Source organism: uncultured Chitinophaga sp., from assembly GCF_937898475.1.
Lineage (GTDB): Bacteria > Bacteroidota > Bacteroidia > Chitinophagales > Chitinophagaceae > Chitinophaga.
This window is the reverse complement of record NZ_CALEJS010000010.1, coordinates 194,260-218,848: the sequence shown is the minus strand read 5'-3', so window position 1 is coordinate 218,848 and position 24,589 is coordinate 194,260. Positions and strand designations below refer to the sequence as shown.

Sequence of the window (24,589 nt, the reverse complement as noted above, 5' to 3'; positions counted from 1 at the left end):
CTCTCCTGATAGTATGCCTTACCTGTGTGTGCATGGCACGGGCGTCTCATATTATTGGAGGTGAAATGTATTACGAGTACCTGGGTTCTCCTCAGAGTGGCGTAAGCCGTTACCAGATCACCCTAAAGCTGTTCCGCGTGTGCGAACATGGCGGCAACATCGCAGAAATGCCTCCCAGTGTGTATTTTGCGGTTTTCAGCAAAGACAATGGCGTGCGTACCGGTCTGCAGCTGGTGAACCGCAGCGGCCCGGTGCAAACCGTTACATCGGGCCAGGTGGATCCCTGTATCGTAAACCCGCCCACGATCTGTTTTGAAATAGGCCTGTACGAAGGAGTGATCGAAGTGAACGACAATAACCTGGGCTATACCGTGGCCTTCCAGAGCTGCTGCCGTGACAACTTCATAGAGAACGTTATAGACACCCATGTGCCCAATAACCCGAACCGTCCGGGTAACGGCGCTACTTACTATACAGAGCTACCCGGCAGAAACAACGGCATCATCGGCAGTTCCAGCCCTGTATTTGCCAATGACCTGGCGGTGGTAGTATGCGCAGGTAAGAAGTTCACGTACGATTTTTCTGCCGCAGATAAAGACGGGGACAGCCTCTCCTACTATTTCTGCGATGCATATGGCGGCGGACAAACTACCAACCAGAGCGGAATACCACCGGCAGCAGCGGGGCCTCCCTATTCTACTGTTCCTTATAAAAATCCATATAACGGTTCTTTCCCTTTAGGCAGCCAGGCCTCTATTGATCCGAAAACCGGGGTGATCTCCGGTATAGCACCACCAGCCGGTAAATACGTGATCACCGTTTGTGTAGGCGAGTATCGCAATGGCACACTGATAGGCACGCACCGTAAAGATTTCCATATTACCGTAACCACCTGTACCCGCCTGGTGACAGCCGCCATGCCCGAAAAGTACGCCGATTGTAACGGCTACACCATCAACTTCGTCAACAACAGTACACCCGGCAAAATCTACTACTGGGATTTTGGCGATGGAACCGACAGCACCACCACCAGCCTGGATACCATTAAACATACGTACCGTAACGACGGCGTTTATACTGTAAAGCTTTATGTAGACCGTAACAGCGCCTGCGGCGACAGCGCCACCGCTACCGTATATGTATTCCCGTTATTACGACCTGATTTTACCTTCAGCGGTTTGTGTACCACGCAGCCTACCCGTTTTCAGAACACGTCCAATACCAGCGGCCGTAATGACGCCATTAACTATTACCGTTGGGACTTTGGCGTTCCCGGCGCCGATAACGATACTTCGCTTGCACGAAACCCGGTGTTCCAGTACAGCACCCCGGGTCAATACAATGTGCAGCTGCTTATCCGCACCCAGCAGGGCTGCGAGCGCACCATCTATGACTCCATTACCATTTACGACAGGCCGCCGCTGACCACCACCAGCGATACGCCACTTTGCCATAAAGATGCCATGCAGCTCCGTGCAGAAAGTATTGTGAACGGCAGCTATGCCTGGACGCCCAGCAATTATTTCATCACCGGCGCCAATACCGCCACCCCCACCGTTAACCCTGATGTTGATACCGCCTACACCGTGACCTTTACGGATGTTACCGGTTGCGTAAACAGTAAACGTGTAGCCATTGATGTGAAAGACACTTTGCTGGTGTATGGTCCGGCAGACAGTACTGTTTGTACCGGTGACACCTTATCGCTCAAAGCGCAGGCAGATGGCGCTTATGCCTTTGCCTGGTATGATCTCAGCAATAACAGCATTATCAGCAACAGCAGTGAAGCGCAGGTAAAGCCTCCGGCGCCCGCTGCTTCCTATGCAGTGCAGGTTACACTGGGCTCCTGCAGCTCACGCGATGCGGTGAATTACCGCGTGGTGGATCCGCCAAATGCTTATGCCGGAGAAGATACCACCATCTGTTATGGAGACCGTGTAACACTCAGCGCCAGCGGCGGCAGCATTTACACCTGGACACCAGCTGAGGCAGTCAGCTCGCCCACGCGTGCTGTTACCACAGCCAGGCCGCTGACCAGCACAGATTTTATTGTAACGGTGAGGGATATACTGGGATGTCCCAAACCTGTAAACGATACCGTTCGCATCAATGTAACGCCACCCGTCCCGGCCTTTGCGGGTAATGATACCATCCTGATAAGGGATCAGCCATTCCAGCTGCACGCCACCGGCGGCGTGCACTATGTATGGTCGCCGGCAGATGGCCTGAACAATACAAATACAGATACGCCCTGGACCAATATCAACCGCGACTTTACCTATACGGTTACCGTATATACCGAAGAAGGTTGCTTTGCCAGTGATGATATACACCTGCGTTTTATCGTGGGGCCCGATATTTATATTCCTACCGGCTTCTCTCCCAACGGTGACGGGCTGAATGATATTTTCCGTCCGCTGCCCGTAGGCATTGTACAGATGGATTTCTTCCGCGTGTTTGACCGCTGGGGTAAAATGATGTATTCCAACACGGAATATATGAAAGGCTGGGATGGTACATTCAACGGGCAGCCGGCGCCCATAGGCACCTATGTATGGCTGGTGCAGGGCAAGGATATCCACGGCAACACCCTCCTGCGCAAAGGCACTGTTACACTTGTACGTTAGTGCATAATTTGATTTTCTGAAGTGCCGGAATTTTAGTAAATTCAGAGGGCATGTGCCAACTTTCATGAGCAAAGTCCTTCTCCTTACACTTGCCTGCTGTCTGATCCACGTTATAGCAGGTGCTTACCACATTATTGGGGGAGAGATCTTTTACGCTACCATCGGCTACAACAACAGCAGTGGCGCCTACCGCTACCTTATTACCCTGAAATTATACCGCGATGCAGACTTTACCTGCGGCGATCGCCAGGGATGTCTGGATCATTTCGAAAATCCCGTACCTATCAATATATACACCGCTTCCGGCACCCGGGCCCTGCCGCCCATACTGCTATATATACAGGAAATACAACCCATGAACGACACGCTGAAGAACCCATGCCTTTCACCACAGACACAGCACCTGGAAGTAGCCTTTTATCGTGACACCATAGAGCTGGAGCCCCGTTACGGCGGGTATTACGTGGCCTACCAGCGCTGCTGCCGCGGCGAAAAGCTGACCAATATCTACAGTTCCGAACAGGAAGGCAGCACGTTTTATACCGTTATACCCGGAACGGAAAGCCGGCCGAATAATAACAGCGCTTATTTTAATAAAGACGTGGCCATTGTGATCTGCGCCGACTTTGCATTCCGTTATGACTATGCTGCTTTTGATCCCGATGGCGACAGCCTGACCTACAGCCTGTGCAGCGCCTTAACCGGCGGCACTGCGCGGAATGAAAGTAATGCCACTACCCCACCGCCTTATGACGATTTTGTAAGCTACATACCACCTTACTCCGGAGAAAATCCTATGGGGGGCAGTCCCGTCATCGCTATAGATAAGCGGGGACTGTTAACCGGCACCCCTACGCGGCCGGGAAAATTTGTGGTATCGGTATGCGTAAATGAATTTGACCGCAGGACCAAACAGTTCATCGGCTCGCACCATAAAGACATTCTGCTGACGGTATACTCATGTAAGGCAGATGTAAGAGCCAACGTGCCGGATGTGATCAATAACTGCGTAGATTCTGTTGATCTGCGCGTACCTATTCCCAATTTCAGCAACGCCGGCTTTACATCTACCTACTACTGGACCTTCAGCGACGGCACGGATACCATTACCCGCGAGAAGACCGTCTTTTTCCACGAGTTTCCTGATACCGGGCAATATACCGTGAAGCTGGTCCTGAACAGGGGGCTGCCCTGTGTAGACAGCAGTACAGGCATCATTAACAACTATCCCGGCCTGCGTGCCGGCTTTACCGTTAGCGGCCTATGCCGCGAGCAGCCCGTGCAGCTGCGGGATACCTCCACCTATGTGTACGGAGAGATCACCAACCGCTACTGGGACCTGGGCATGCCCGGCATTACCGCAGGCACACCCGAGGTAAACATACGTTACCCGCTGGGCGGAATCTATACCATTACGCTTACAGTGGATACTGATAAGGGCTGCAGCAAGCAGGCTACCCATAACCTGCGCTTATTCGAGGTCAATCCCTTTGCAGGCAACGACACCATCCTGGCCAGAGGACAGCCGCTTCCCCTGCACGCCCGGGGCGGCGATTTCTATGAATGGCAGCCGGCCATTGGCCTGAGCAACAACAGCATCCCCGATCCCATTGTGAACTGGAATGAGGATATACAGTACATACTGAAAGTATCCATTGCAGAGGGCTGCCTTGCCTATGACACCATCAACATCAAATATTACCTGGGCCCGGATATTTATGTGCCCAACGCCTTCTCTCCCAATGGCGACGGGATGAATGACCGCTTCCGCTTCATTCCCGTGGGCATCGTTTCCTATGAATTCTTCCGTATCTACAACCGATGGGGACAGGAGATCTACTCCTCCGTAGACTTCCGCAACGGATGGGACGGCACCATCAAAGGCAGACCCGCTCCCGTGGACACCTATACCTGGATACTGCGGGGCAAAGATTTACAAGGGCAGGTGGTTTTACGGAAAGGAACGGTAACTTTGGTGAGGTAAAAAAAAACAAACAGAATGGCTATCATACTTATTACCGGCGCTACTGCCGGCTTTGGAAAGGCCTGCGCTGAAAAGTTTGCCGCCGGCGGATATGACCTGATCATTACCGGCCGCAGGCAGGAACGTTTAACCAGTTTAAAGACCACACTGGAACAGCAGCACGGGGTAAAAGTGCTGCCCCTTACTTTTGATGTAAGAGACGAGCAGGCCGTGTATGCCGCCCTGGATAAGATACCTGAGGAATGGAAACAGGTAAGTGTGCTTATAAATAATGCCGGACTGGCCGCAGGCCTCAGTACCATTGATCAGGGCAACCCGGAAGACTGGAACGAGATGATAGACACCAACGTAAAAGGCCTGTTATATGTGTCAAGGGCAGTGATCCCATGGCTGAAAGCCCGTAAACAGGGCCACATTATCAATATCGGCTCCATTGCCGGCAACCAGGTATACGCCAAAGGCAATGTTTACTGCGCCAGCAAGGCGGCGGTGGCGGCATTATCCCAGGCCATGCGGGTGGATCTGCTGCCCTACCGGATCAAGGTGACCAATATCCGCCCCGGCGCCGCAGAAACAGAATTCTCACTGGTACGCTTTAAGGGAGACGAAGACAAGGCAAAGAACGTTTATACCGGGCTCACCCCCTTAAGCGCTGAAGATGTGGCAGATGTGATCTATTATTGCGCAACCCTGCCCCCTCATGTATGCATCAATGACCTGGAAATAACACCCCTTCAGCAGGCCAGCGCTTATTACTACGATAGAAATTAACATTAACATGTGATTTTATAGGTTAAATATTTTGAATATATTTGAACTAATCATTATATTTGATCAGCGTTAATAAATTGTCAGTTTTACAACCAATGCAATGCTAACTATCCTATAATCTATAACCATATCCCTATGCTAACATTTGTAATAGTATTCATGTTGCGCCTGTACTATCCCAGGTGGAAGCAGGAGTGGCGCTTTTACTCAGAAAGGTCCCGCAGAAATAATTACGGCCGCTGGGCTAAAGGTTACTCTCTTGGCTACAGTTGATGTATGTGATGTAGAAGAAAGAATTTGAAACGGTTCCGGTAACTTCCGGAACCGTTTTAGTTTCCGGTTAAGGTTTCGGTTTGTAAACTTTAGGTATTAATTTTGCAGGCCTAAACAGCTAATACTAAGATATGTCTTCAAAAGCAGCGCCTGATGTTGTGTTAATTGGGGCAGGGATAATGAGCGCGACCCTTGGCATGTTGCTCAAGAAATTGCAACCGGAAACCACCATCGAGATTTACGAAAGGCTGGACGTTATTGCAGGAGAGAGCTCTGACGCCTGGAATAATGCGGGTACCGGCCACTCCGCTTTTTGCGAGCTCAACTATACTCCTGAGCGCCCGGATGGCAGCATTGATATCTCCAAAGCCATCAAAATTGCTGAATCTTTTGAAGTGTCCAAAGAATTCTGGGCTTACCTGGTACAACAGGGCTTTGTTAAAAAGCCAGAAAGCTTTATACGCCAGGTGCCCCATATCAGCTTTGTCTGGGACGCTGCTAATGTGGAATATCTGAAAAAACGCCAGCAGGCGTTGAGAAATAACCCGCTGTTTGCAGACATGCAGTATTCAGAAGATCCTGCACAGCTGGCACAGTGGATGCCCCTGGTGATGGAAGGCAGGGATCCCTCCCAGAAAGTGGCCGCTACCCTGATGGAAGGTGGTACCGATGTTAATTTCGGCGCCCTTACCCGCAGCCTCTGCGAATACCTGCGCAAACAGGATGGGGTAAGCATTTACACCGCCCATGAGGTGAAAGACATAGAAAAAGGCGACGACGGCCGCTGGCAGATCACTGTGAGGAACGCTACCACCAACCGCAAACGCACCGTACATACCAGGTTCGTGTTTGTTGGCGCAGGCGGCGGTTCACTGCCCCTCCTCGAAAAGTCAGGCATCCCCGAAGGAAAAGGCTTTGGCGGTTTCCCGGTGAGCGGTCAGTGGCTGATCTGTAATAACCCCGACGTGATAGAGGAACATGCGGCCAAAGTATATGGCAAAGCCTCTGTAGGTGCGCCGCCCATGTCTGTACCTCACCTGGATACCCGGGTTATTGACGGCAAAAAGGCCCTGCTGTTTGGCCCTTATGCCGGTTTCTCCACTAAATTCCTGAAGTACGGATCCTTCATGGACCTTCCAAAGTCCATCAAATATTACAACATACGCCCCATGCTGGCAGCAGGGATAGACAATATCCCCCTCACCAGGTACCTCATTGAGCAGGTAAGGCAATCGCCGGAAGACCGCCTGGAGGCGCTCAGGGCATTTGTTCCCAACGCCAGAATGGAAGACTGGGACCTGGAAACCGCTGGTCAGCGTGTACAGGTGATCAAAAAAGATCCCGAGCACGGCGGTGTGCTGGAGTTCGGTACCGAAGTGGTTAGCGCCGCCGATGGTTCTATTGCCGCCCTGCTGGGCGCCTCTCCCGGGGCCTCTACCGCCGTATCCATCATGCTGGACCTGCTGAACCGCTGTTTTAACCAGCAGATGGCCACCCCGGAATGGCAGGCCAAACTGAGAGAGATGATCCCCTCCTACGGTAAAAAACTTTCTGACAACCCCGGGCTTTGCAACGAGATCAGGAACTGGTCAAACAGCACACTTAACCTGGAGATAAAGGAAGAGACTTCGGTTCGCATCTGAAGAAACAAATTATAGTTATTGTTATAAAAAGCGGGTGTATCTGATGGATACACCCGCTTGCTTTTTATTCCCCTGCAAAGCTATTTTAGGACTAGACACTCCCCCGGTCTACCTGGCAATAAAGCATCGGCTATGACCTGTAGCGCTTTTTTAGGACTTATGGACTCGGATGTATAACCAGTATCAGGACTATTTTATTCACCTGTATAGCTATTTTAGGACTAGACAGATTGCGGGTTGTATGCATGATGTCCGGTACATGTCCGGTATATGTCCCGTAGTTGAGCGGTAGATGTCCGGTATCTTTATAGGTACCAGACATCTACCGCTCAACTACCTGTGGTATACAGTTAGCAGACCTATCATCATGATATCCTAATGTTACCTGGCATAAAAAAAGACCGTCCGCCAGGCAGGCGGACGGTCTTTTCTATAAAGGAAACGATCTATTGTGCTAACATAAACCGCAGGGTAAGGCCACCCCTGGTATTGATAACCGGGTAGGCCGTGGAAATCACCGGTATGGTTTGCCTGCGGTCATAGAAGAAGCGCAGGTTCAGCCTGTTATTCACTACATAATCTATTGATGGCGCAATACCGATCACCTTCTGGCCGCTGGTAGGTATCACCAGGTCAGCATCCAGCCGGTTATTGACCGTTTTATCGTCGCGGTAACTCAGATCCAGGCGGAAGTTGAGGTCATTTTCCAGCTTCTTGCCGCCATTCTTGCCCACCCGGAAAGGCAGCGGGAAGCCGCGCATACGGTAGCCGCCACCCAGGATGATCTCGGTAGAGCGGATCTCCGTCAGCTGGTAATCTATCAGGCTGAGGCTGAGTGAACGGCTTTTCCTGAATTCAATACGGCAGTTCAGGCTGTTGGTAAAGGTCATATCAAACCCGATCAGCGGCGCAAACTGTTCCGTAATGGTTAGGTTGGGCACCAGGAAGTACGGGATATAGTTACCGGAAACCGTATCGATGAATCCCGGAACTCCAAGTAAGCGCGGATCCTGGTACAGCAGTGCTGTATTATAGGAGTTCATGCTGAGGTTACCAGTGTAGGCATGTGTCACTACAAAGTTCGTAAAGATGTTGCGGAACGGCTCCAGCTTGGTAAGACCGTTATAGGTAAGCCGCCAGTTGGGCTTGGGTATAAAATTGCTGAACGGGTTGCTGCGTACATTGGAATTGCTTTGCTTCAGCAGCCCTATTTTATCAGGATCCTTACCGGTGTAGGCGGCCAGGAAAGCGGGTATCAGCACATCCTGCGCATAACGGCTGTAACCGTAGTAATAATTCGGGTCTTTGCTGTTATTAACAGGTACCGGGTTGTTGGGATCATGGTTATATCCATTCTGTTCATACAACCTTTTAGAGATGGCCAGCCGGTAGTTCTCAAAATTCTTAAAGGTGGTAGACATACCGGTTTCTGAATCGATGCTGCCGAACAGGGTTTTCACAGCTATATAAGTGATCTCGAAGCCACCCGCATCATAGGGACTGAGGTGCTGGTAGTCATAGCCGCCGCCTATTGAATCAAAGGCGTTCTTAAACAGCTCTGTGTGCGTTTTGGTAAATGACTTGGTAATGTTCAGGTCAATACGCAGATCGGGAAAGGGTTCCAGCTGGGCCTGCGCATCCAGGCGCTGTGTGAACTGCTGCTGGTACTGGATGTTGAACAGGGTATCCGGTGTGATGAGGCCCCGTTTGGCAAAATCGTCCAGCCAGGCCTTATTGGGCTGTTTGCCTAATACAAAGCCAATGCCGGGGGCCATGGTAGCCCAGTTCATACCCAGTATCTTGGTACTGTCTATATACCCCGGCAAACGGGTGCCGGCATTTTCAGAATAGTTGATGGCGATACGCTTTATTGACAGCAGCGGTTTCAGGGCAGCTTTTACAAAAGGCGACAATTCATCATCACTATCATCTTTCTTCTGCTGCTGGTTATTCTGCTGCTGATTGCCCTGCATGTTCTGTCCCTGCATATTGCGGTTATTGTTATTACCGCCCTGCGGGCCGTTGCTATTGATCCTTCGCAGGAATTTGGAACGGTTGTACAGTTCGGAGAACTTAAATTCTGCCGTTACTGTTTTGTTCTGCATATTCTCAATAGCGTTACCCAGTTCCAGCGCCAGGCGGGAAGCGCCTGTCCACCGGTATTCCGTGCTATACCCCAGCGCAACGTTGGTCCAGCTCAGCAGGGGGAACTTGGTGGTGGGCAATGCATAGGTCACGTTCAGTGAATGGAAGTAGTTGGTAGTTCTGCCAAACTTAAACAGGTTTTTCCGCACCGTATCCCGCTTCTCTTTCGTATCAAGGCGGCCATAAGGTTCATCAATACGCGCATTGTTTACGGCGTTGAAGTCTATGGTAAGGCTGCGGGTAAGATCCCATTTCAGGCCATAGTAACGGTCAAAGGTAAAGTACTTGTTATACGTTTCAGGCAGTTTATAGGTACCGTCTCCCCCCACGTTGCGGATCCGGGTGGCGCCAAACTGGCGGGTGATGTCTGCCCGGAAACTGATGATGGAAGGTACATAGTTCACGTTAAAGTCGCGGATCAGGTCCAGCCATTTGGACTTGCTCTTGAACATCTTCTTGAATGGCATGAGGAACTTGCTCTGCCCCGCGAAATTGTAACCCAGGCCTCCACGGTGTTTGGTGAGCACGTCATTTTCTATCAGGGGGTTATGGGCATTGATCTGGGAGAACGAGTAACTCAGATCAAAGTTCTCGATACTCCACAGTTTCAGCTTATCCCCGCCCTGGTTCAGTTTGCGGACATTGGTAAAGTTGAGGCTCTTGATAGAGGTAAAGTCCTGCGCGTCCCGTTTGATGGAATCCCGCTCGGCTGCATTGCGGGCCATGCGCAATTTATCTTTCAGCTTAATATCCAGGTCATATGGATCATATTCCGGGTTGCTCACAGATTGCGAGTAACCCGCATACACGGGGATGGAAATGCTGGCCTTTTTGGGCAGCAGTTTACCCAGGTCAAGGTTGGCCGCAATGTCATACTGTGTGTAGTTGTCGCGGAAACGCTCATTTACCCGCTGGTCTATATTACCAAAACCGGCGGTGTGCATATTACCGGAAACGCTCACGGTGCCAAGATCTGCCAGCTGCACATCCATACGGCCCATGGCGGCATAACCGCCTTTTTCGTCAAAGTCGGTCAGGCGCAGCTCATTAAACCATATTTCCGCACATTTGGGCATACCATCATCTTTCGGGTTGTATACACCAATCATTACACTTCTCACATCGCCCAGGTTGGGGTTACCCACCACGGTCATATAGTTGCTGCCGTCCATTTCAGTATAGGGGGTGATGGGCGAACAGTTGTCGCAGAGGTTACGGCGCTGTTTCATCTGGCTCAGCTTTGCCAGCTCCAGGTCAAGATTGTTGGAGTCAGGCCAGATGGCGGAAGCGTCTGTTGAAGCAGACCAGGGTGTTACCCTCAGCGGTATCTGGTATTCGTAGTAGTTGCTTACAAAGTCGCTACCCAGGCGGATGATGGCACGTACATCGCCATCCTTCAGCGCTGATGCATTCTCTGTTGCTTCTGCGTGGATGTACATCTGGATACGCTTGTACTGGCGGATATCCAGGCCCAGGTTCTTGGAGATACCACGGTTGTCATCATCCTTCAGGTTACATACCTGCAGGGAAAGCGATTGTTCGTTGAGCTGCAGGGTGGTATTATTGGTGCTGATGGTATTCTGGCGTACTACTCCGGGGGGCATTACATAAGGGATGGGCCTCCTGGAGGAGTTCTCTTCGATATTAACAGCGGTGGTATTGAATACGGTAGACTGATCGATAGGAACAGGATCGCCGGGTTGCAGTTTATACTGGTAACGGCGCCACTGATTACGCACCAGGTCCAGCTTGGCAAAGCGTACAACGGTAGAATCCTGGAAGCCGGTAAGGAACATACGCATAAAGCGGATGGACTTGAAGTCTGGAATATTACCCACCCGGCGCTCATACTGGCTGACCGGCACTTTGAACTGGTACCATACCTCCTGCGTTTTCTGCCCGTTGGGCAGGTCTACATTGGCCGTGATCTTGTCTACCACATAGTTTTCGCCCACATTCATGTTGGGTTTCAGCTCAACGCGGTACTGGAAGTATTCTTCCGTTTCGTTCATAGTGTTATCCCTGTTCAGGTCTTCTGATTCGGGTATGTTGGTAGCGGCAGAAGAATACTGGGAGCTGCCGGTGGAAACCGGGGAGTTGCCTTCAGGGTTGCTGATCCTTTTATAACGCTGCAGGATGTCGAGCTTGTCCCTGTCGTAGTCATCACCGCGGTAGTGGTGGTAATCATCATTAGCCGGGTCGCGCAGGGCGTCCTGGTAGATCTGTGAGTTAGGACCAAAGCTGGCAAGGAGCTGGTTGAGGTAGTTCCTGTAAAAATTCCTTTCGTCGTCATCCCCGTTATTAGATCGTACGCCATCATACCCTACGTCCTGGTAGCCCCGGATGTTGGGATCATTATCAAATGCCTGGGTAAGCTGCTGCTGGTATTTGGGAATGCGGCCCCAGTGGGAAGAATCCAGCTGGTTGGCGTTCTGGTTCGGATCAGGCAGACCGTTCTCGAAAAACTTGCGTGAGTCTTTCAGCACGTCTTCAGAAACGTTACCCAGGTTGAAGTACAGCTGGCCGCCGGTGCTGTTGGGCTGCCGGATGAATGGATCCTGTATCCAGAACTCAATGAACTCCACGTTGGCCGTTTCGAAGTCGCTGTTATCAATGGCGCGCATGATACCGGCCCACTTACCCTGCGGGTTCCTTAAACGCCCGTCCGGTAAAATGTCGGCAGGGGTATGAGAAAAGTTATAAGGCCCTCTTTCCGTTGGATAGTAAGCCAGGTCAAGGGTACTGAGCTGGCTCTGGCCAAAGTCTGTAGAGCGGTTCGGGAATACTTCCTTCTGGTATACCAGGCGTACCCGTGGGTCAGACTGCATTTCCTTTGTAATATTAGAAGGCAGCCCCGGTGAATTGGGGATCTGCAGGGTAGGCTCGATAATATACCAGGCCAGTTTTGCCCTGTTCTTGCCATAGTCCAGCGAGTCGCTGAGAACGGCTTCCGGGAAAAGAATATTGCCGTTGGCGTCTGTAGCGCCGGCGGGGGTAGACGCCAGTACCCAGCTGGTAGCCGGGAACTTAAGGTCATAACCGCTTTGTGAGCCTTCAAAATCGTCTATGAACACCTGGCCGCTGCTGCTGCCTGCGGCGTTTACCAGCTTGCTGTGACCCGGAAAGAGGCGCGCCACCTCGCCGGTGAACAGGATGTTGGAAGGGGTGGTAGTGCTATAGTTGGGCAGCTTATCCAGCATGCGGGTGAGGCCTTTCCATTCAGAGTTATAGTTCACATCCAGGCCCACCACGGTATTATTAATGGGATCGTCCCCGTAGTTCACTTTCTGGTAATAGGGCCTTTCGCTCATTTTTACCATGGTACCGCCCAGGCTCAGTTTATCGTTCACGTAATAATCCAGGCGGGTGCCCAGGTAGTTACGGACCTGCTGACCGAACAGCGCGTTGTTCTCAAACTGCACATTGATAGGCACACCTGAGTTCAGCACCCCACCGTTGATGATCTTGATACGGCCCAGGTTATAATCTATCACATAGTCCACATTCTCACGCAGCTGCTGACCGCCGGCGGTAACCGTTACAGAGCCGGGCGGGATGTTGTAGCCGCCAAGGGAGATCTCCGAGGAGTTGGCAGATTTATAAGAGCCCTTCAGCACATAGCGGTTCAATTGCGGGAACTGCTGGGCCACCACTTTAATAGAGTCGTACAGTACGTTGTAGAGGTATTGCTTTTCAAGGGCGGCATCGCCGCCAAAGGCTTTTCTCAGGCCATCGGCAAAGGGTTCCAGTTGAGGAAACATTACGCGGCCGTTCATGGAGTTGATAGTATATCCTTCTACATAGTCAAACACCCCATCGGGCTGGGGGTCGTTCTGGTTGTTAAGGCGGTCCAGGTTAAGGATCGTGATGATGGGTGCTCCCTGGAACTCGCCCCTGGCATCGGGGATATAGCGTTTATCACTGGGTGCGCGGTCTTCTGTGCCCGGGTCTTTATAGTAAACATCCAGCTTAAAGTCCTGGCGGTTCAGCTGGAAGGCATTGGTAGAGTAAACGTTCTTCATCATCAGGTCCCATATGGGCAACGTGGGACGGGCGGAAGTCGCTTTCAGCAATTTCAGGAAGAGGATCTGCTGGTTGGCGCTGTTGTTCTGGTCTGGCGGCACATCCTGTGAGAACTCGCCCACCTGGAAGATGCGGCCGTTATAGGAATACTGGTAGGCAACTGCCAGTACTTCGTCTGGCTGCAGCTGCTGGTTCAGTGAGATATAACCCAGCTGCCGGTTAACGGTATACTCCGTAGAGTCCAGCTTGCGGGCAAATGTTTTTTCAAATTCCTGTACCGGCTGCAGGCCTAAAGCCAGCAGGCGGCTTACCACGGTACCGGTATAGCGGGCGGCCGGGTCGCCGGCCAGCTGGCTGTAAAGGTTGTTGGTACCACGGTCTGGCTGCCTTACGCTGGTCATCACCTGGATGTTGGGGTTATAGGGCCGGTATTCGCCCAGGTCCATCAAACCCACTACATCGCGGGTATTGGTGGTAGCCCCGGTTTTATTGGTGACCCATACCTCTATACGATTGATATAAGACAGTGACCGTATAATAGGCAGGTTAGACATGGCATAATTGAAGGTATCGCGGAAAAACTGCGCCAGCAGGAAGTGCCGGTTGTCTTCATATTCATCTGCCCGGATGGTAAAATCCTGTACCTGGGTGCCTCCTTTCAGCATCAGGTTCTGCTTCTGGGAGCGCTGGTTGGACAATACGCTGGTAACGGTAAGGCGGCCAAACTGCAGCTGGGTTTTGATACCAAACAGAGATTGCACCCCGGAAATGAGGGAGCTGCGGAGGGGGAAGCTTACGTTACCGGCTTCGATCTTTTTGATGATCTCATCGTCATAACCTGTGTATTCCAGTTTGATCTGGTTTTCAAAATCGAAGGTAGACTGGGTATTATAGTTGGTAATAAGTTTCAGCTTGTCACCGATCTTCCCGGTAACATTCATGTTGATGTTCATGTCGAAATCGAACCCGCCGTTCTTACGCGCCTGTTCAACGAGCACAGGGTTCTTAATATTCTGGCCCTGGTAGCCGAAGGTGAGGTCCAGGCTACCCTGGGGGCGGATGTCTACCTTGCTGCCCCCAAATACCCGGTCAAAAACGCTGCTTCCGTTGTAGAGGGCGGGGCCGGAGCCCATCTGGTTCAGGCTACCGAGCGTGGAAGCCCTTTTCTGCCAGTAACGCTGTTCACTCTGGGCCGACTGGAGCTTATAGAACTCGTCAAAGCTCATGTAGGTGGGGGCACGATAGTACTGGTCGCCGATCTTCTCGGTGACGGTGTATTGTTTGGTTACCGGATCGTAGTCTACAGTTCTTTTAATGTTAGCGGGATCCTTCAGATCGATTGCGTTCCGGACGGGGTCTGTGATGCCATTTCCATACCTGTCCTTTATCGGATATTTCAGGGTATCGGTCTTGCTGCTCGAATCCTTGCCGGTTGTATCAATTTTCCAATTTTCGTACTGATAATGAGTTCCCGAACGTTCCCTTGCGGCAGTGTCAACAATAAAAAAAGATACGACGCCTATTACTGCAAAAGCACCATAATATGTCTTTCTTGCCAAGCGAAATAGGTTTTTATAGAGGTCAGGGTAATAAATTTATAGACCTTTCAGGGCCTTTTTTATCAGCCCTTCCAAGTCCTGCAATAGTGGTTCTGTTTTCAGTACCTTCTGAATAGCCTGTTCTGCCACGTTACGGGCTATACCCAAGGTTACCAATGCATTTAACGCATCTTCCGACAATGTATTGTTTGCTGCCACAGATAATTGTGGGGTTGCATCCTTGTGTTTTCTTATCTTGTCTTTCAGCTCCAGGATAATACGTTTGGCCGTTTTACCGCCAATCCCCTTGATACTTTCCAGCATTTTTTCATTTTCCATGGCAATGGCGCGCTGAATGTCTTCCGGCTGCAGGGAAGACAGCATCATACGGGCAGTGCTGGCGCCAATGCCAGACACCCCGATCAGGAGCAGGAACATACTCCGTTCTGCCTCGTCAGCAAAACCAAACAGGGTGTGGGCGTCTTCTTTAATATGCAGATAGGTGAGCAGTTTGCAGTTCTCCAAACCCTGGATACGGGAATAGGTATTTAAACTGATCTGTACCTCATATCCTACTCCCTGAACTTCCACATGCACCATGGCAGGCGTTTTGTGGGTTAATTTGCCATTAAGGTAAGCGATCATATAGATTAATAAGTAAACAAACTTACTAAAAAAGTCGTTAGAGATAAATTCATTGCAAAAGGAGAAGAATTATGGCTGACAACTTAAGACTTTTGAAATTCTTTTAATATCGTATTTTTACGCCTTGTTATAAAACAATTAATACCTAATATGAGCAAAATAACGGCTGCTATTACAGCAGTGAGTGGTTATGTTCCTGACTATGTTCTTACCAATAAGGAGTTAGAAACGATCGTAGATACAACTGATGAGTGGATCACCACACGCACAGGTATCAAAGAAAGAAGAATACTAAAGGGAGAAAACATGGGGACTTCCGAGATATGCGCACCGGTAGCCCTGGATATATGCAAAAAAAGGGGGATCAGCCCGGAAGAGATAGACCTGCTGATAGTGGCCACTGTTACACCAGACATGGTTTTCCCCGCTACAGCCAATGTAGTGACAGATAAGATAGGCGCCAAGAACGCATGGGGATTTGACGTCAGCGCTGCCTGTTCTGGTTTCCTGTACGCCCTGGATACCGGCGCCCGTTTCATTGAAAGCGGACGTTATAAGAAAGTAATGGTGATCGGGGCCGATAAAATGAGCTCCATCATTGACTATACTGACCGTACCACCTGCATCATCTTTGGCGATGGCGGCGGCGGCGTGCTGCTGGAGCCCAGTGAAGAAGGCTTTGGTCTTTTGGACAGTGTACTGCGTAGCGACGGCCATGGCCGCGAATACCTGTTCATGAAAGCAGGTGGTTCTGCCCGCCCGGCCACTATAGAAACAGTGACCAACCGCGAGCATTTTGTATACCAGGAAGGCAAGATGGTGTTCAAATACGCAGTGGCCAACATGGCGGAAGCTGCCCACCAGATCATGCAACGCAACCAGCTGACCTCTGAGAGTGTAGCGTGGCTGGTACCTCACCAGGCCAACAAGCGTATCATTGATGCCACCGCACAGCGGATGGGGCTGCCGGAAGAAAAAGTGATGATGAACATACAGCGCTATGGCAATACTACCGCGGGCACTATTCCCTTATGCCTGTGGGATTATGAAAAGCAACTGAAAAAAGGCGATAACCTGGTACTGGCTGCTTTTGGCGGCGGATTTACCTGGGGCGCCAGCTATATTAAGTGGGCGTATGATCCGGAATAGCTGTTAGCTATTAGCTGCTGGCTACCAGTGATTGAGGCGGTTTGATGCAATGATCATTATTAGCTGGCAGCTGTTCAATGAAAAGACGGCAATACGTATTCAAATTTCAGTCCTTCCCCGTCGGGGATAGCGCTGATATGGCCGCTCATTTTATCCATAAAGTCCTTACAGATGATCAGGGTAAGCTCGGCATCGCCGGGTTTATAATCTCTCCCCCTGTAAACAAACAGTGGCAACAGCAAGGTAGTGCTGATGGTGCTTTCTGCCTTTACCCAAACCTTTACCGCTTCATCTTCCTCCAGCGCACCAACACTTAGCTGTTTTCCGGGCATTGAAAACTGCACGGCGCTGTTAAGCAGGCTGCGGTGAACAAACTGCAGCATTTCCCGCTCTGCGGCTACCTGTATGGTGCCGGGTATATCTGTCTTTATTGTTACATTTTTCCCTGCTGCATCTGTCTGCACGCTTAACAATGCTTCCTGCACCATATTCCTGATATTGCAGGGGGCCGGGGCATAGATAAATCCTGACAACTGGGACTTGATCCAGCGGAGGATACTCTCAAAAATATCCAGGGTTTTACCGGAGGCAGCCTGCACCTGGTCAATGGTGCGCATCATCTCTTCGCGGTCCAGTGAATGTGTTTGCAGCATGACCGCCATCCGTATAATATCATCCAGCGGTTTGCGGAAATCATGGGCCACTACGGAAATCAGCTTGTTCTTGAAATCATCGTTGGCGCGCAGTAAGCGGTTCTTTTCTGAAATGGAAAAGTTCATGGCAGCCAGGCGCCGTTCATATTGCCGCGAGCTGAGATAAGACCGGTAATAAACAATGAGAATGATGGCCACCAGTAACAACAGACTGCCCAGCAGCAGGAGGAGCAAACGGCGGTTGGCCTTCTGCAGGTTGTCCTGATCAATGGCCTGTTGCTGCACCTGGTTATCCAGCTGCAGGGCCTTTAGCTCACGCTCTTTAAGAAAATAGCCTGTATAATTGATTTGCTGGCGGTCTTTCCACAGGGACAGCTGGTGTTTTGCCAGTTCAGCGATAGCTTTGCCATAAATGGCGGTCTTACCTGCATCTTTTGCCGCGCTGTAATGCCTGTATAAAGCAGGCAAGGTGTTTATCATCTCGTCATAGAACCCGGCCTTTTGAGAAAGCCTGAATATTTTTTCCAGGTATATTACGCTGTCTGCTTTAAACCCGCCGGGAATAAAATCATCGAGTATGCGGTAGTAGGCGGCAATGGCCAGGTGTACAAAGCCTTTTTGCCGGGCAGTATCTGCCACTTTATTGATCAGCGATTCTCCGGCTTTACCGTTCCCGTTCTTCAGGAGCACCACGGCATCAAACATCCGCGCATAGAACCACTCCCTGGAGTAAGGGTAGCGGTCTGCAATAGCGTGCAGGCGTCCATGCGCCCACTCTACCGAATCCTGGCGGGTGCTGTCTGCGTTATATTCGAGTATGTAATTACTGAGCACAAGGCTGAACATGGAATCGTTGGATAATTGACTGCCCAGGGTCATGGCCTGGTCCAGGTAGTAGTGCTCCATGGCAATATTGCCACTCTCCTCGAAGTCTATGCTCAGATTGTTCAGCATGTGACAGACGTTTGCAGAATCACCTGCTTCGCGATACAGTTGCAGGGCTTCCTGTTCATAGGCAATGGCCTGCGGCAGGTTCAGTTTCTGTGAAGAGACAATACCCAGGTTTCTTAAGGCGCCTGCTTTGCCTCGTTTGTATTTCAGGCGGGTGGCTGTTTCCCTGGCTTTGGTAGCATACCAGAAGCAACTGTCGGTACTGCTCAGGTGGTAATATAAGCCCAGCTGATTCAGCAGGTCGACATAAGTGATGCTGTCCCTTACCTGGGCCAGCTGCCGGCGCAGCGCTGCGATCTCCTCAGACTGGGCGGAAGTCCTGTAGCTGAAGAGCAGAAGCAGTATGTATGTCAGCATCAGTCGCATATGTGCTGTTAGCTGTTAGCAATGGGTAGTGTGTAAGACAACGCAGCCCCTCCGCCTGCCGTGTTGGCGGCGTGCACGGCGCCATTCATCATCTGCATAAAATCTTTACAGATAATGAGCGCCAGGCCTGCACCCTGTTGTTTGCCTCTTCCCGGACGGTCGCTGCTGCGGTATTCAAACAGCTGGGGCAGTATATCTTCCGGTATACCCGGCCCCTGGTCTGTTATGGTTACCGTTACGTTGCGGTCTGTGACAACAGCGGTGATGTCAATAACGCCCGCGCGGGGTGAGAACTTAACTGCGTTGTGAATGAAATTGCGATGTACGAATTGTAACATCTGCCGTTCCGCCATCACCTGCAGCGTTGCCGGGATGTTGATCCTGATCTCCGCTTCCTTTTCAGTGATGATATCGTCCAGGTTATCTGTTGCTTCAGACAGCAGCGTTGCAAGCGTACAGGGTTCAGGTGTATATACGAAGCCAGACAGCTGTGAGCTGATCCAGCGTAGAATATTTTCGAAGGTATGCAGGGTATTGCGGGAGCTGCGTTCCACCTTTACCATCATGCCGGCGGCTTCTTCGAGTGTAAGCGCGTTCTCTTTTACAAAACTGGTGATTTCACTGATGTGTATCAGCGGTGAGCGGAAATCGTGCGCTATCAGGGAGATCAGTTTGTTCTTAAAATCGTCGTGTGTTTTAAGCAGGGCGTTCTTCTCACTGATCTCGCGGTATTTCTCTGTCAGCCGGGCGGTATTCCGCCTGGACCTGTTATACGCGTCCAGCAGGAATACCAGCAGGATGGCCAGCATGAGCAGCAGCAATACCATGCCTCCGAGGAAGTATTGGCGGCGCAGGTTTTCCAGCCTCTTTCTGTCCAGCTGCTGTTGCTGCGATCTGTGTTGCAGCTGTAATTCACGCAGGCGTTGTCCCTGCATGAAATAACCCAGGTACTCCAGTTCGCCCTGTGTTTTGGCATAACGTCCTTTTTCTATGATCTTCAGTAGCAGGTTGCTGTAACCGGTGGCCGACACCGTGTTTTCCCGGCCGGCGTACCAGTAGTACAGGTCTATTGCAACAGGCAGCAGCAGCTCATGATAGCCGCCGGCCATTCCGTAGCCTACCATCTTCTCTTTATAATACAGGGAATCCGGTTCCCCCAGCCATGCTTTGAAAATGGCAAGATAGGCGCAGGCCGACATGGAAATATAAGTGTAGCCGTTACTGTCTGCCTGGCTGATGGTAGCCTGCAGTATCTTTTTGCTGCCGTCTGCATCTCCTTGCTGCAGGCGCTGGTAAGCGTTATACAGGCTTACATTCAGCAGGCTGCGCTCATCATTGGATGTAGTGGCAATGCTGTCTGCTTTGGCGAGGGCCCATTTAAGTGAATCCCGGCGGGTGCTGTCGCCACTATGAACAACGTAGTAATTGGTAAGTACGGAGGCATAGGTAAGCGCTTTAGGCAGCCGGGAAGCTATTTTCAAGGCCCTGCCCATGTAATAGGCAGCAGGCTCCATTTGCCCGTCGTATTTATAGTACACGCCTATATTCATGAGTGATATGCAGATATTGTTGCTGTCGGCCAGTTCCTCATAGGCCTGCAGGGCATCCAGGTAGCAGCGGTAAGAAAGGTAACTGTTAGAGCGCAAAGCATAGTAATTGCCCATGTTCATGGCGGCATCAGCCTCTCCTTTGGCGTACCGGAGGCGTTTGGCCGTTTCCTGGGCTTTTGCGACATATTCAAATGAGGAATCAAGCTGGTGGGACAGGTACATCCCTGCAAGACGATTGAGGGTATCTACGTAACGGGTGCTGTCTTTCAAATGGGGCAAGCGGGCTTTCAGCCCAGTGATCTCACGGTTTTGGGCGTGTAACAAAGCTGCAAGGCTGAGCAGCCAAATACATAATGCTCCGCTTTTAAGTGGTTTACTACATCGAATGCGATCCAATCAATATGCTTTTATTGTGTGGTGGCACCCTCTCTGAATATGATATGTGAAAATAGGTAAAATATGAACATGAAAAGCAAAGCGGGATCATATCTCAAAAACGAATCCCCGTTTGGTGAGCTGCTGGTATTTATGCTTATCAAAGCGATAGAGGTGGGCGCCCTTCTTTGACGTGGTCTTATCTTTTTCTTCCAGTTTCTCCAGGATACCCATGGAGAGGATCTTTTTACGGAAATTACGTTTATCCAGCTCATGCTGGTATATCTCCTCATAAAGGCTACGGAGCTGGGATAGGGTAAATTTCTCAGGCAACAGTTCAAAACCGATGGGATGGAAGTGCGCATTGTCGCGCAGTTTTTTCAGGGCATCGGTGATCATTTCTCCGTGGTCAAAGATAAGCGCGGGTATCTGGTGCAGCTCCAGCCAGTGTGCACCATGTTCTTCGGCCAGGATATGATCATGCTCCTTGACTCTTATGAGCGCGTAGTACGTTACGGAGATCACCCTGGCACCTGTATCCCGCTCTACTTCTCCATAACATCTCAGCTGCTCCATGAAAATATTTTCCAGGCCGGTGGTTTGTCTTAATACCCGGGCTGCAGCTGCGTCTGTACTTTCCTGTTCCTGTACAAAGCCGCCTACCAACGACCATTCTCCCTGTTTAGGATCCACCTTGCGTTGAATGATCAGTAATTTCAGCCTGCTGTCCTCAAATCCGAATATAATACAATCCACTGCCACTAAATGCCGGGGCACCCCGGCGTAAAAGGAGGATGATGTTATCATAACGCTGCCGGGTTTGCCGGCAATAAGCAAATATACCGTTTTAAGCATGGAAGGATATTGTATTTTTGATGACAGTAAACATTTAAATACAGCAATGAGTGTAACCATAAGGGACGCACGAAAAGAAGATTGTGCACGGCTGCTGGAGCTGATCCTGGAGTTGGCCACCTATGAAAAGGCAAGGCAGGAGGTAACTGTGAGCCTGGAGCATTTTACAGAAGCCGGTTTTGGCGCCAGCCCGGTGTGGAAGGCTTTTGTTGCAGTAAGCAATGAGCACGGCCAGGAAACCATTGTAGGTTTTGCACTTTATTATGTGCGCTACTCTACCTGGAAAGGCTGCCGTATGTACCTCGAAGATATCCTGGTAACAGAAAGCTGGCGGGGCAAGGGCATTGGCGGCTTACTGTTTGACAGGCTTATTACCGAAGCAAAAGATAAGCAGTTTCACGGTATCAGCTGGCAGGTACTGGAGTGGAATGAGCCTGCCATTAACTTTTACCGTAAGTACCAGGCCAGGTTTGACCCGGAGTGGTGGAATGCAGGCATTGATATATAGCTGCCCGCTGCGGGTTGTTAGCAGCCTGCTCACGGCGCAAGGGTTAAGTGTGGCAGCTAAAACCTAACAGCTGTTTTTATGATCCGTTTCGAAACACTTGAAAATACTCCGTTGCAGGCGCTTTGCGAGGCCTTTAACCTGGCATTCAGCGATTACATTGTACCTGTGCAATTAACCCTACCGCTGCTGGAACAAAAGATCCAGGGAGAGCATATACAATTGTCTCAAAGCATCGGCGCTTTTTCAGGTCAGCTGCTGACAGGATTAATACTGCATGGTGCAGATACCTGGCCGGGGGCACAGATGCTGTACAACGGCGGTACGGGGGTGATACCAGCCTTCAGGGGCAGGCGCCTGGTGCAGCAGATGTATTCGCAGTTCAAGCCTTTGTACCGGCAACAGGGTATACGGCGTATCATACTGGAAGTGATCACAACCAATATGCCTGCCATTAAAGCTTATACCAGCAGCGGCTTTATGATCAGCCGGTTGTTCCATTGTTATAAAGGGGTACCGATAAGACCGCACGTAAAGAAAGATATTCAGTTTAAGGAAGCGGTTGCTCCGGACTGGACCTTGTTAAACAGTTTTTGCGATCAGCTGCCCAGCTGGTCTAACAGTTCAGACAGCATTCAGCGGGAAGGGCCGGACACCAGTACCTGGATAGCATACGACAAAACAACAGTGATGGGGTTTGTGAGCGTATATACGGGGAATAAACGTATCCGTCAATTAGCAGTGCACCCGCAGTATCGCCGGCAGGGCATTGGCACTGCATTACTGCAGCATATAACAAAAAAGCTGCAGGGGCCGTTTTCCATCACCAATATTACGGATGAAAACAAGGGCCTGCAGCAGTTTTTGCTAAAGGCAGGCTTTACGCCTACCATATCCCAGTATGAAATGGAAATGATCAGCTAACGCCGTTGACGGCAGCCTCTTTATGGATCTTTACAACAAGGCCTTGCAACACTTTACCGGGGCCTACTTCTGTGAACTGTGATGCACCATCGGCTACCATGGCCTGTACGGATTGCGTCCAGCGCACGGCACCAGTCAGCTGGTCTATCAGGTTCTGCCTGATCTGTGCAGGGTCTGTTACTGCTTTGGCAACCACGTTCTGGTACACGGGGCAGGCGGGAGTATTAAAAGTAGTGCTTTCAATGGCAGCCTGCAGCTCTTCTTTGGCGGGGGCCATCAGCGGAGAGTGGAAAGCGCCGCCTACCGGCAATACCAGCGCTCTTTTGGCGCCAGCCGCCTTCATTCTTTCGCAGGCGACGTTCACCGCATTCACGGTACCTGAAATAACCAGCTGGCCGGGGCAGTTATAGTTGGCCGGTACTACTACCTCGCCGGTTTCTGCGGTCACGGCCGCACATATTTCCTCCACCTTTGCATCATCCAGCGCCAGAACAGCCGCCATGGTAGAAGGCTGAATTTCGCAGGCCTTTTGCATGGCCATTGCGCGGATGGAAACCAGGCGCAGGGCATCTTCAAAAGTGAGTACCCCGTTGGCTACCAGTGCAGAGAATTCACCCAGGGAATGACCTGCCACCATATCAGGGCGTGCGTTTTCTATGCCCAGGTAAGCAATAACTGCATGTAAGAAAACCGCGGGCTGCGTAACCCTGGTTTGTTTAAGGTCTTCTTCCGTACCCGTGAACATGGTATCAGATATACGGAAACCCAATATTTCATTGGCCTTCTCAAAAAGATCTTTTGCTTTGGTGCTGGCTTCATACAGGTTCTTGCCCATACCAGGGAACTGTGATCCCTGACCGGGAAATACGTAAGCGTGCTTCATTAATCTGGTTGTTTAGTTGAAATAGCGGTGCAAAGATATGATATTAGTCCATAGTCGATAGTCTATGGTCCATGGCATGGCCGACCGTTAACATGAATGTACATGCTATGGATTATCAGCCATGGACTATTAACTACTTCCCTATGAGATTGGCGCTGATCAACCGCATAAATTCTGAACGGGTGCGGCCATCTTCAAACTGGCCGGAGAAGGCGGAAGTAGTAGTAACAGAGTTCTGTTTCTGCACCCCGCGCATCATCATGCAAAGGTGCTGGGCTTCAATTACCACTGCAACACCCTGGGGTTCCAGGGTTTCCTGTATGGCATCCAGTATCTGGTGCGTCAGGCGCTCCTGTACCTGTAAACGGCGGGCAAAAACATCCACCACACGCGCAATTTTGCTCAGCCCTGTGATATAACCGTTAGGGATATAGGCTACATGGGCTTTTCCAAAGAAGGGCAGCATATGATGCTCACAAAGGGAATAGAGCTCTATATCCTTTACGATCACCATTTCACTGTATGCCTCTGTAAATTTTGCCGCACGCAGGATTGCCTTGGCATCCAGCCCGTAGCCCTGGGTCAGGTACTGCATGGCTTTCGCCATACGTTCGGGGGTTTTGAGCAGTCCTTCCCTGTCCGCGTTCTCTCCTATCAGCTGCAAGCACTCCCTGTAATTCTTCATCAGGTCTGAGGTGACCTTTTCGTCAAATTGTTCGATCTTTTTAT

At 50.7% G+C, this 24,589-nt stretch carries 15 protein-coding genes; 8 read left to right on the top strand and 7 right to left on the bottom strand.

What is annotated here, in order from left to right:
- Nucleotides 1–32 precede the first annotated feature (32 nt).
- The 5 genes from Q0577_RS01310 (at nt 33) to Q0577_RS01290 (ending at nt 7,298) form a co-directional block, all read left to right on the top strand.
- Nucleotides 33–2,627 carry a PKD domain-containing protein gene (locus Q0577_RS01310; protein ID WP_298732008.1) on the top strand — a complete coding sequence of 865 codons (2,595 nt, stop codon included), beginning with the start codon at nt 33–35 and terminating at the stop codon, nt 2,625–2,627.
- A gap of 64 nt (nt 2,628–2,691) precedes the next feature.
- On the top strand, nt 2,692–4,611 hold the full coding sequence (locus tag Q0577_RS01305; protein WP_298732006.1) for a gliding motility-associated C-terminal domain-containing protein: 1,920 nt from the start codon (nt 2,692–2,694) through the stop codon (nt 4,609–4,611).
- 15 nt (nt 4,612–4,626) lie between these two features.
- The gene (locus Q0577_RS01300; RefSeq protein ID WP_298732004.1) at nt 4,627–5,382 is read left to right on the top strand and encodes an SDR family oxidoreductase; all 756 of its coding nucleotides are present in this window, start codon (nt 4,627–4,629) and stop codon (nt 5,380–5,382) included.
- A gap of 135 nt (nt 5,383–5,517) precedes the next feature.
- Nucleotides 5,518–5,655 carry a hypothetical protein gene (locus Q0577_RS01295; RefSeq protein ID WP_298732000.1) on the top strand — a complete coding sequence of 46 codons (138 nt, stop codon included), beginning with the start codon at nt 5,518–5,520 and terminating at the stop codon, nt 5,653–5,655.
- Nucleotides 5,656–5,786: 131 nt separating this feature from the next.
- Complete coding sequence (locus Q0577_RS01290; protein WP_298731998.1) at nt 5,787–7,298, top strand: malate:quinone oxidoreductase; 1,512 nt, start codon at nt 5,787–5,789, stop codon at nt 7,296–7,298.
- A gap of 446 nt (nt 7,299–7,744) precedes the next feature.
- On the opposite strand, the gene sprA is transcribed toward Q0577_RS01290, so the two are convergent.
- On the bottom strand, nt 7,745–15,025 hold the full coding sequence (sprA, locus tag Q0577_RS01285; protein WP_298731996.1) for a cell surface protein SprA: 7,281 nt from the start codon (nt 15,023–15,025) through the stop codon (nt 7,745–7,747).
- A 36-nt stretch (nt 15,026–15,061) separates the two neighbouring features.
- Nucleotides 15,062–15,649, bottom strand: a complete 588-nt coding sequence (ruvA, locus tag Q0577_RS01280; protein WP_298731994.1) for a Holliday junction branch migration protein RuvA — start codon at nt 15,647–15,649, stop codon at nt 15,062–15,064.
- A 150-nt stretch (nt 15,650–15,799) separates the two neighbouring features.
- Between ruvA and Q0577_RS01275 the strand changes: the two genes are divergently transcribed.
- The gene (locus Q0577_RS01275; RefSeq protein ID WP_298731992.1) at nt 15,800–16,798 is read left to right on the top strand and encodes a beta-ketoacyl-ACP synthase III; all 999 of its coding nucleotides are present in this window, start codon (nt 15,800–15,802) and stop codon (nt 16,796–16,798) included.
- 74 nt (nt 16,799–16,872) lie between these two features.
- Here Q0577_RS01275 and Q0577_RS01270 read toward each other — a convergent pair whose 3' ends face one another.
- The 3 genes from Q0577_RS01270 to Q0577_RS01260 form a co-directional block, all read right to left on the bottom strand.
- A complete protein-coding gene (locus Q0577_RS01270) occupies nt 16,873–18,768 on the bottom strand; it encodes a tetratricopeptide repeat-containing sensor histidine kinase (protein WP_298731990.1) in 1,896 nt (631 codons plus the stop codon).
- Between the two features lie 8 nt (nt 18,769–18,776).
- Nucleotides 18,777–20,642, bottom strand: a complete 1,866-nt coding sequence (locus Q0577_RS01265; protein WP_298731989.1) for a tetratricopeptide repeat-containing sensor histidine kinase — start codon at nt 20,640–20,642, stop codon at nt 18,777–18,779.
- 159 nt (nt 20,643–20,801) lie between these two features.
- A complete protein-coding gene (locus Q0577_RS01260) occupies nt 20,802–21,500 on the bottom strand; it encodes an NUDIX domain-containing protein (protein WP_298731987.1) in 699 nt (232 codons plus the stop codon).
- Between the two features lie 94 nt (nt 21,501–21,594).
- Here Q0577_RS01260 and Q0577_RS01255 point away from each other — a divergent pair, with 94 nt between their 5' ends.
- Both Q0577_RS01255 and Q0577_RS01250 read left to right on the top strand, forming a co-directional pair.
- Nucleotides 21,595–22,056: a GNAT family N-acetyltransferase gene (locus Q0577_RS01255; protein ID WP_298731986.1), complete on the top strand. Its 462-nt coding sequence runs from the start codon at nt 21,595–21,597 to the stop codon at nt 22,054–22,056.
- 78 nt (nt 22,057–22,134) lie between these two features.
- Nucleotides 22,135–22,977 (top strand): GNAT family N-acetyltransferase, encoded by an 843-nt coding sequence (locus tag Q0577_RS01250; RefSeq protein ID WP_298731984.1) that lies wholly within the window; start codon nt 22,135–22,137, stop codon nt 22,975–22,977.
- Here Q0577_RS01250 and fabD read toward each other — a convergent pair.
- Entirely contained in the window at nt 22,970–23,860 is an 891-nt protein-coding gene (gene fabD, locus Q0577_RS01245) for an ACP S-malonyltransferase (protein WP_298731982.1), read from the bottom strand. The two genes, Q0577_RS01250 and fabD, sit on opposite strands and share 8 nt — an antisense overlap.
- A 133-nt stretch (nt 23,861–23,993) precedes the next feature.
- Nucleotides 23,994–24,545: a GTP cyclohydrolase I FolE gene (gene folE / locus Q0577_RS01240; protein ID WP_298732222.1), complete on the bottom strand. Its 552-nt coding sequence runs from the start codon at nt 24,543–24,545 to the stop codon at nt 23,994–23,996.
- Nucleotides 24,546–24,589: the final 44 nt, after the last annotated feature.

Bases quoted from the DNA above. Each gene is read 5' to 3' on its own strand.
- Q0577_RS01310 (WP_298732008.1), top strand. From the start codon at position 33: ATGGCACGGGCGTCTCATATTATTGGAGGTGAAATGTATTACGAGTAC.
- Q0577_RS01305 (WP_298732006.1), top strand. From the start codon at position 2,692: ATGAGCAAAGTCCTTCTCCTTACACTTGCCTGCTGTCTGATCCACGTT.
- Q0577_RS01300 (WP_298732004.1), top strand. From the start codon at position 4,627: ATGGCTATCATACTTATTACCGGCGCTACTGCCGGCTTTGGAAAGGCC.
- Q0577_RS01295 (WP_298732000.1), top strand. From the start codon at position 5,518: ATGCTAACATTTGTAATAGTATTCATGTTGCGCCTGTACTATCCCAGG.
- Q0577_RS01290 (WP_298731998.1), top strand. From the start codon at position 5,787: ATGTCTTCAAAAGCAGCGCCTGATGTTGTGTTAATTGGGGCAGGGATA.
- ruvA (WP_298731994.1), bottom strand. From the start codon at position 15,649: ATGATCGCTTACCTTAATGGCAAATTAACCCACAAAACGCCTGCCATG.
- Q0577_RS01275 (WP_298731992.1), top strand. From the start codon at position 15,800: ATGAGCAAAATAACGGCTGCTATTACAGCAGTGAGTGGTTATGTTCCT.
- Q0577_RS01270 (WP_298731990.1), bottom strand. From the start codon at position 18,768: ATGCGACTGATGCTGACATACATACTGCTTCTGCTCTTCAGCTACAGG.
- Q0577_RS01260 (WP_298731987.1), bottom strand. From the start codon at position 21,500: ATGATAACATCATCCTCCTTTTACGCCGGGGTGCCCCGGCATTTAGTG.
- Q0577_RS01255 (WP_298731986.1), top strand. From the start codon at position 21,595: ATGAGTGTAACCATAAGGGACGCACGAAAAGAAGATTGTGCACGGCTG.
- Q0577_RS01250 (WP_298731984.1), top strand. From the start codon at position 22,135: ATGATCCGTTTCGAAACACTTGAAAATACTCCGTTGCAGGCGCTTTGC.
- fabD (WP_298731982.1), bottom strand. From the start codon at position 23,860: ATGAAGCACGCTTACGTATTTCCCGGTCAGGGATCACAGTTCCCTGGT.
- folE (WP_298732222.1), bottom strand. From the start codon at position 24,545: ATGAAGAATTACAGGGAGTGCTTGCAGCTGATAGGAGAGAACGCGGAC.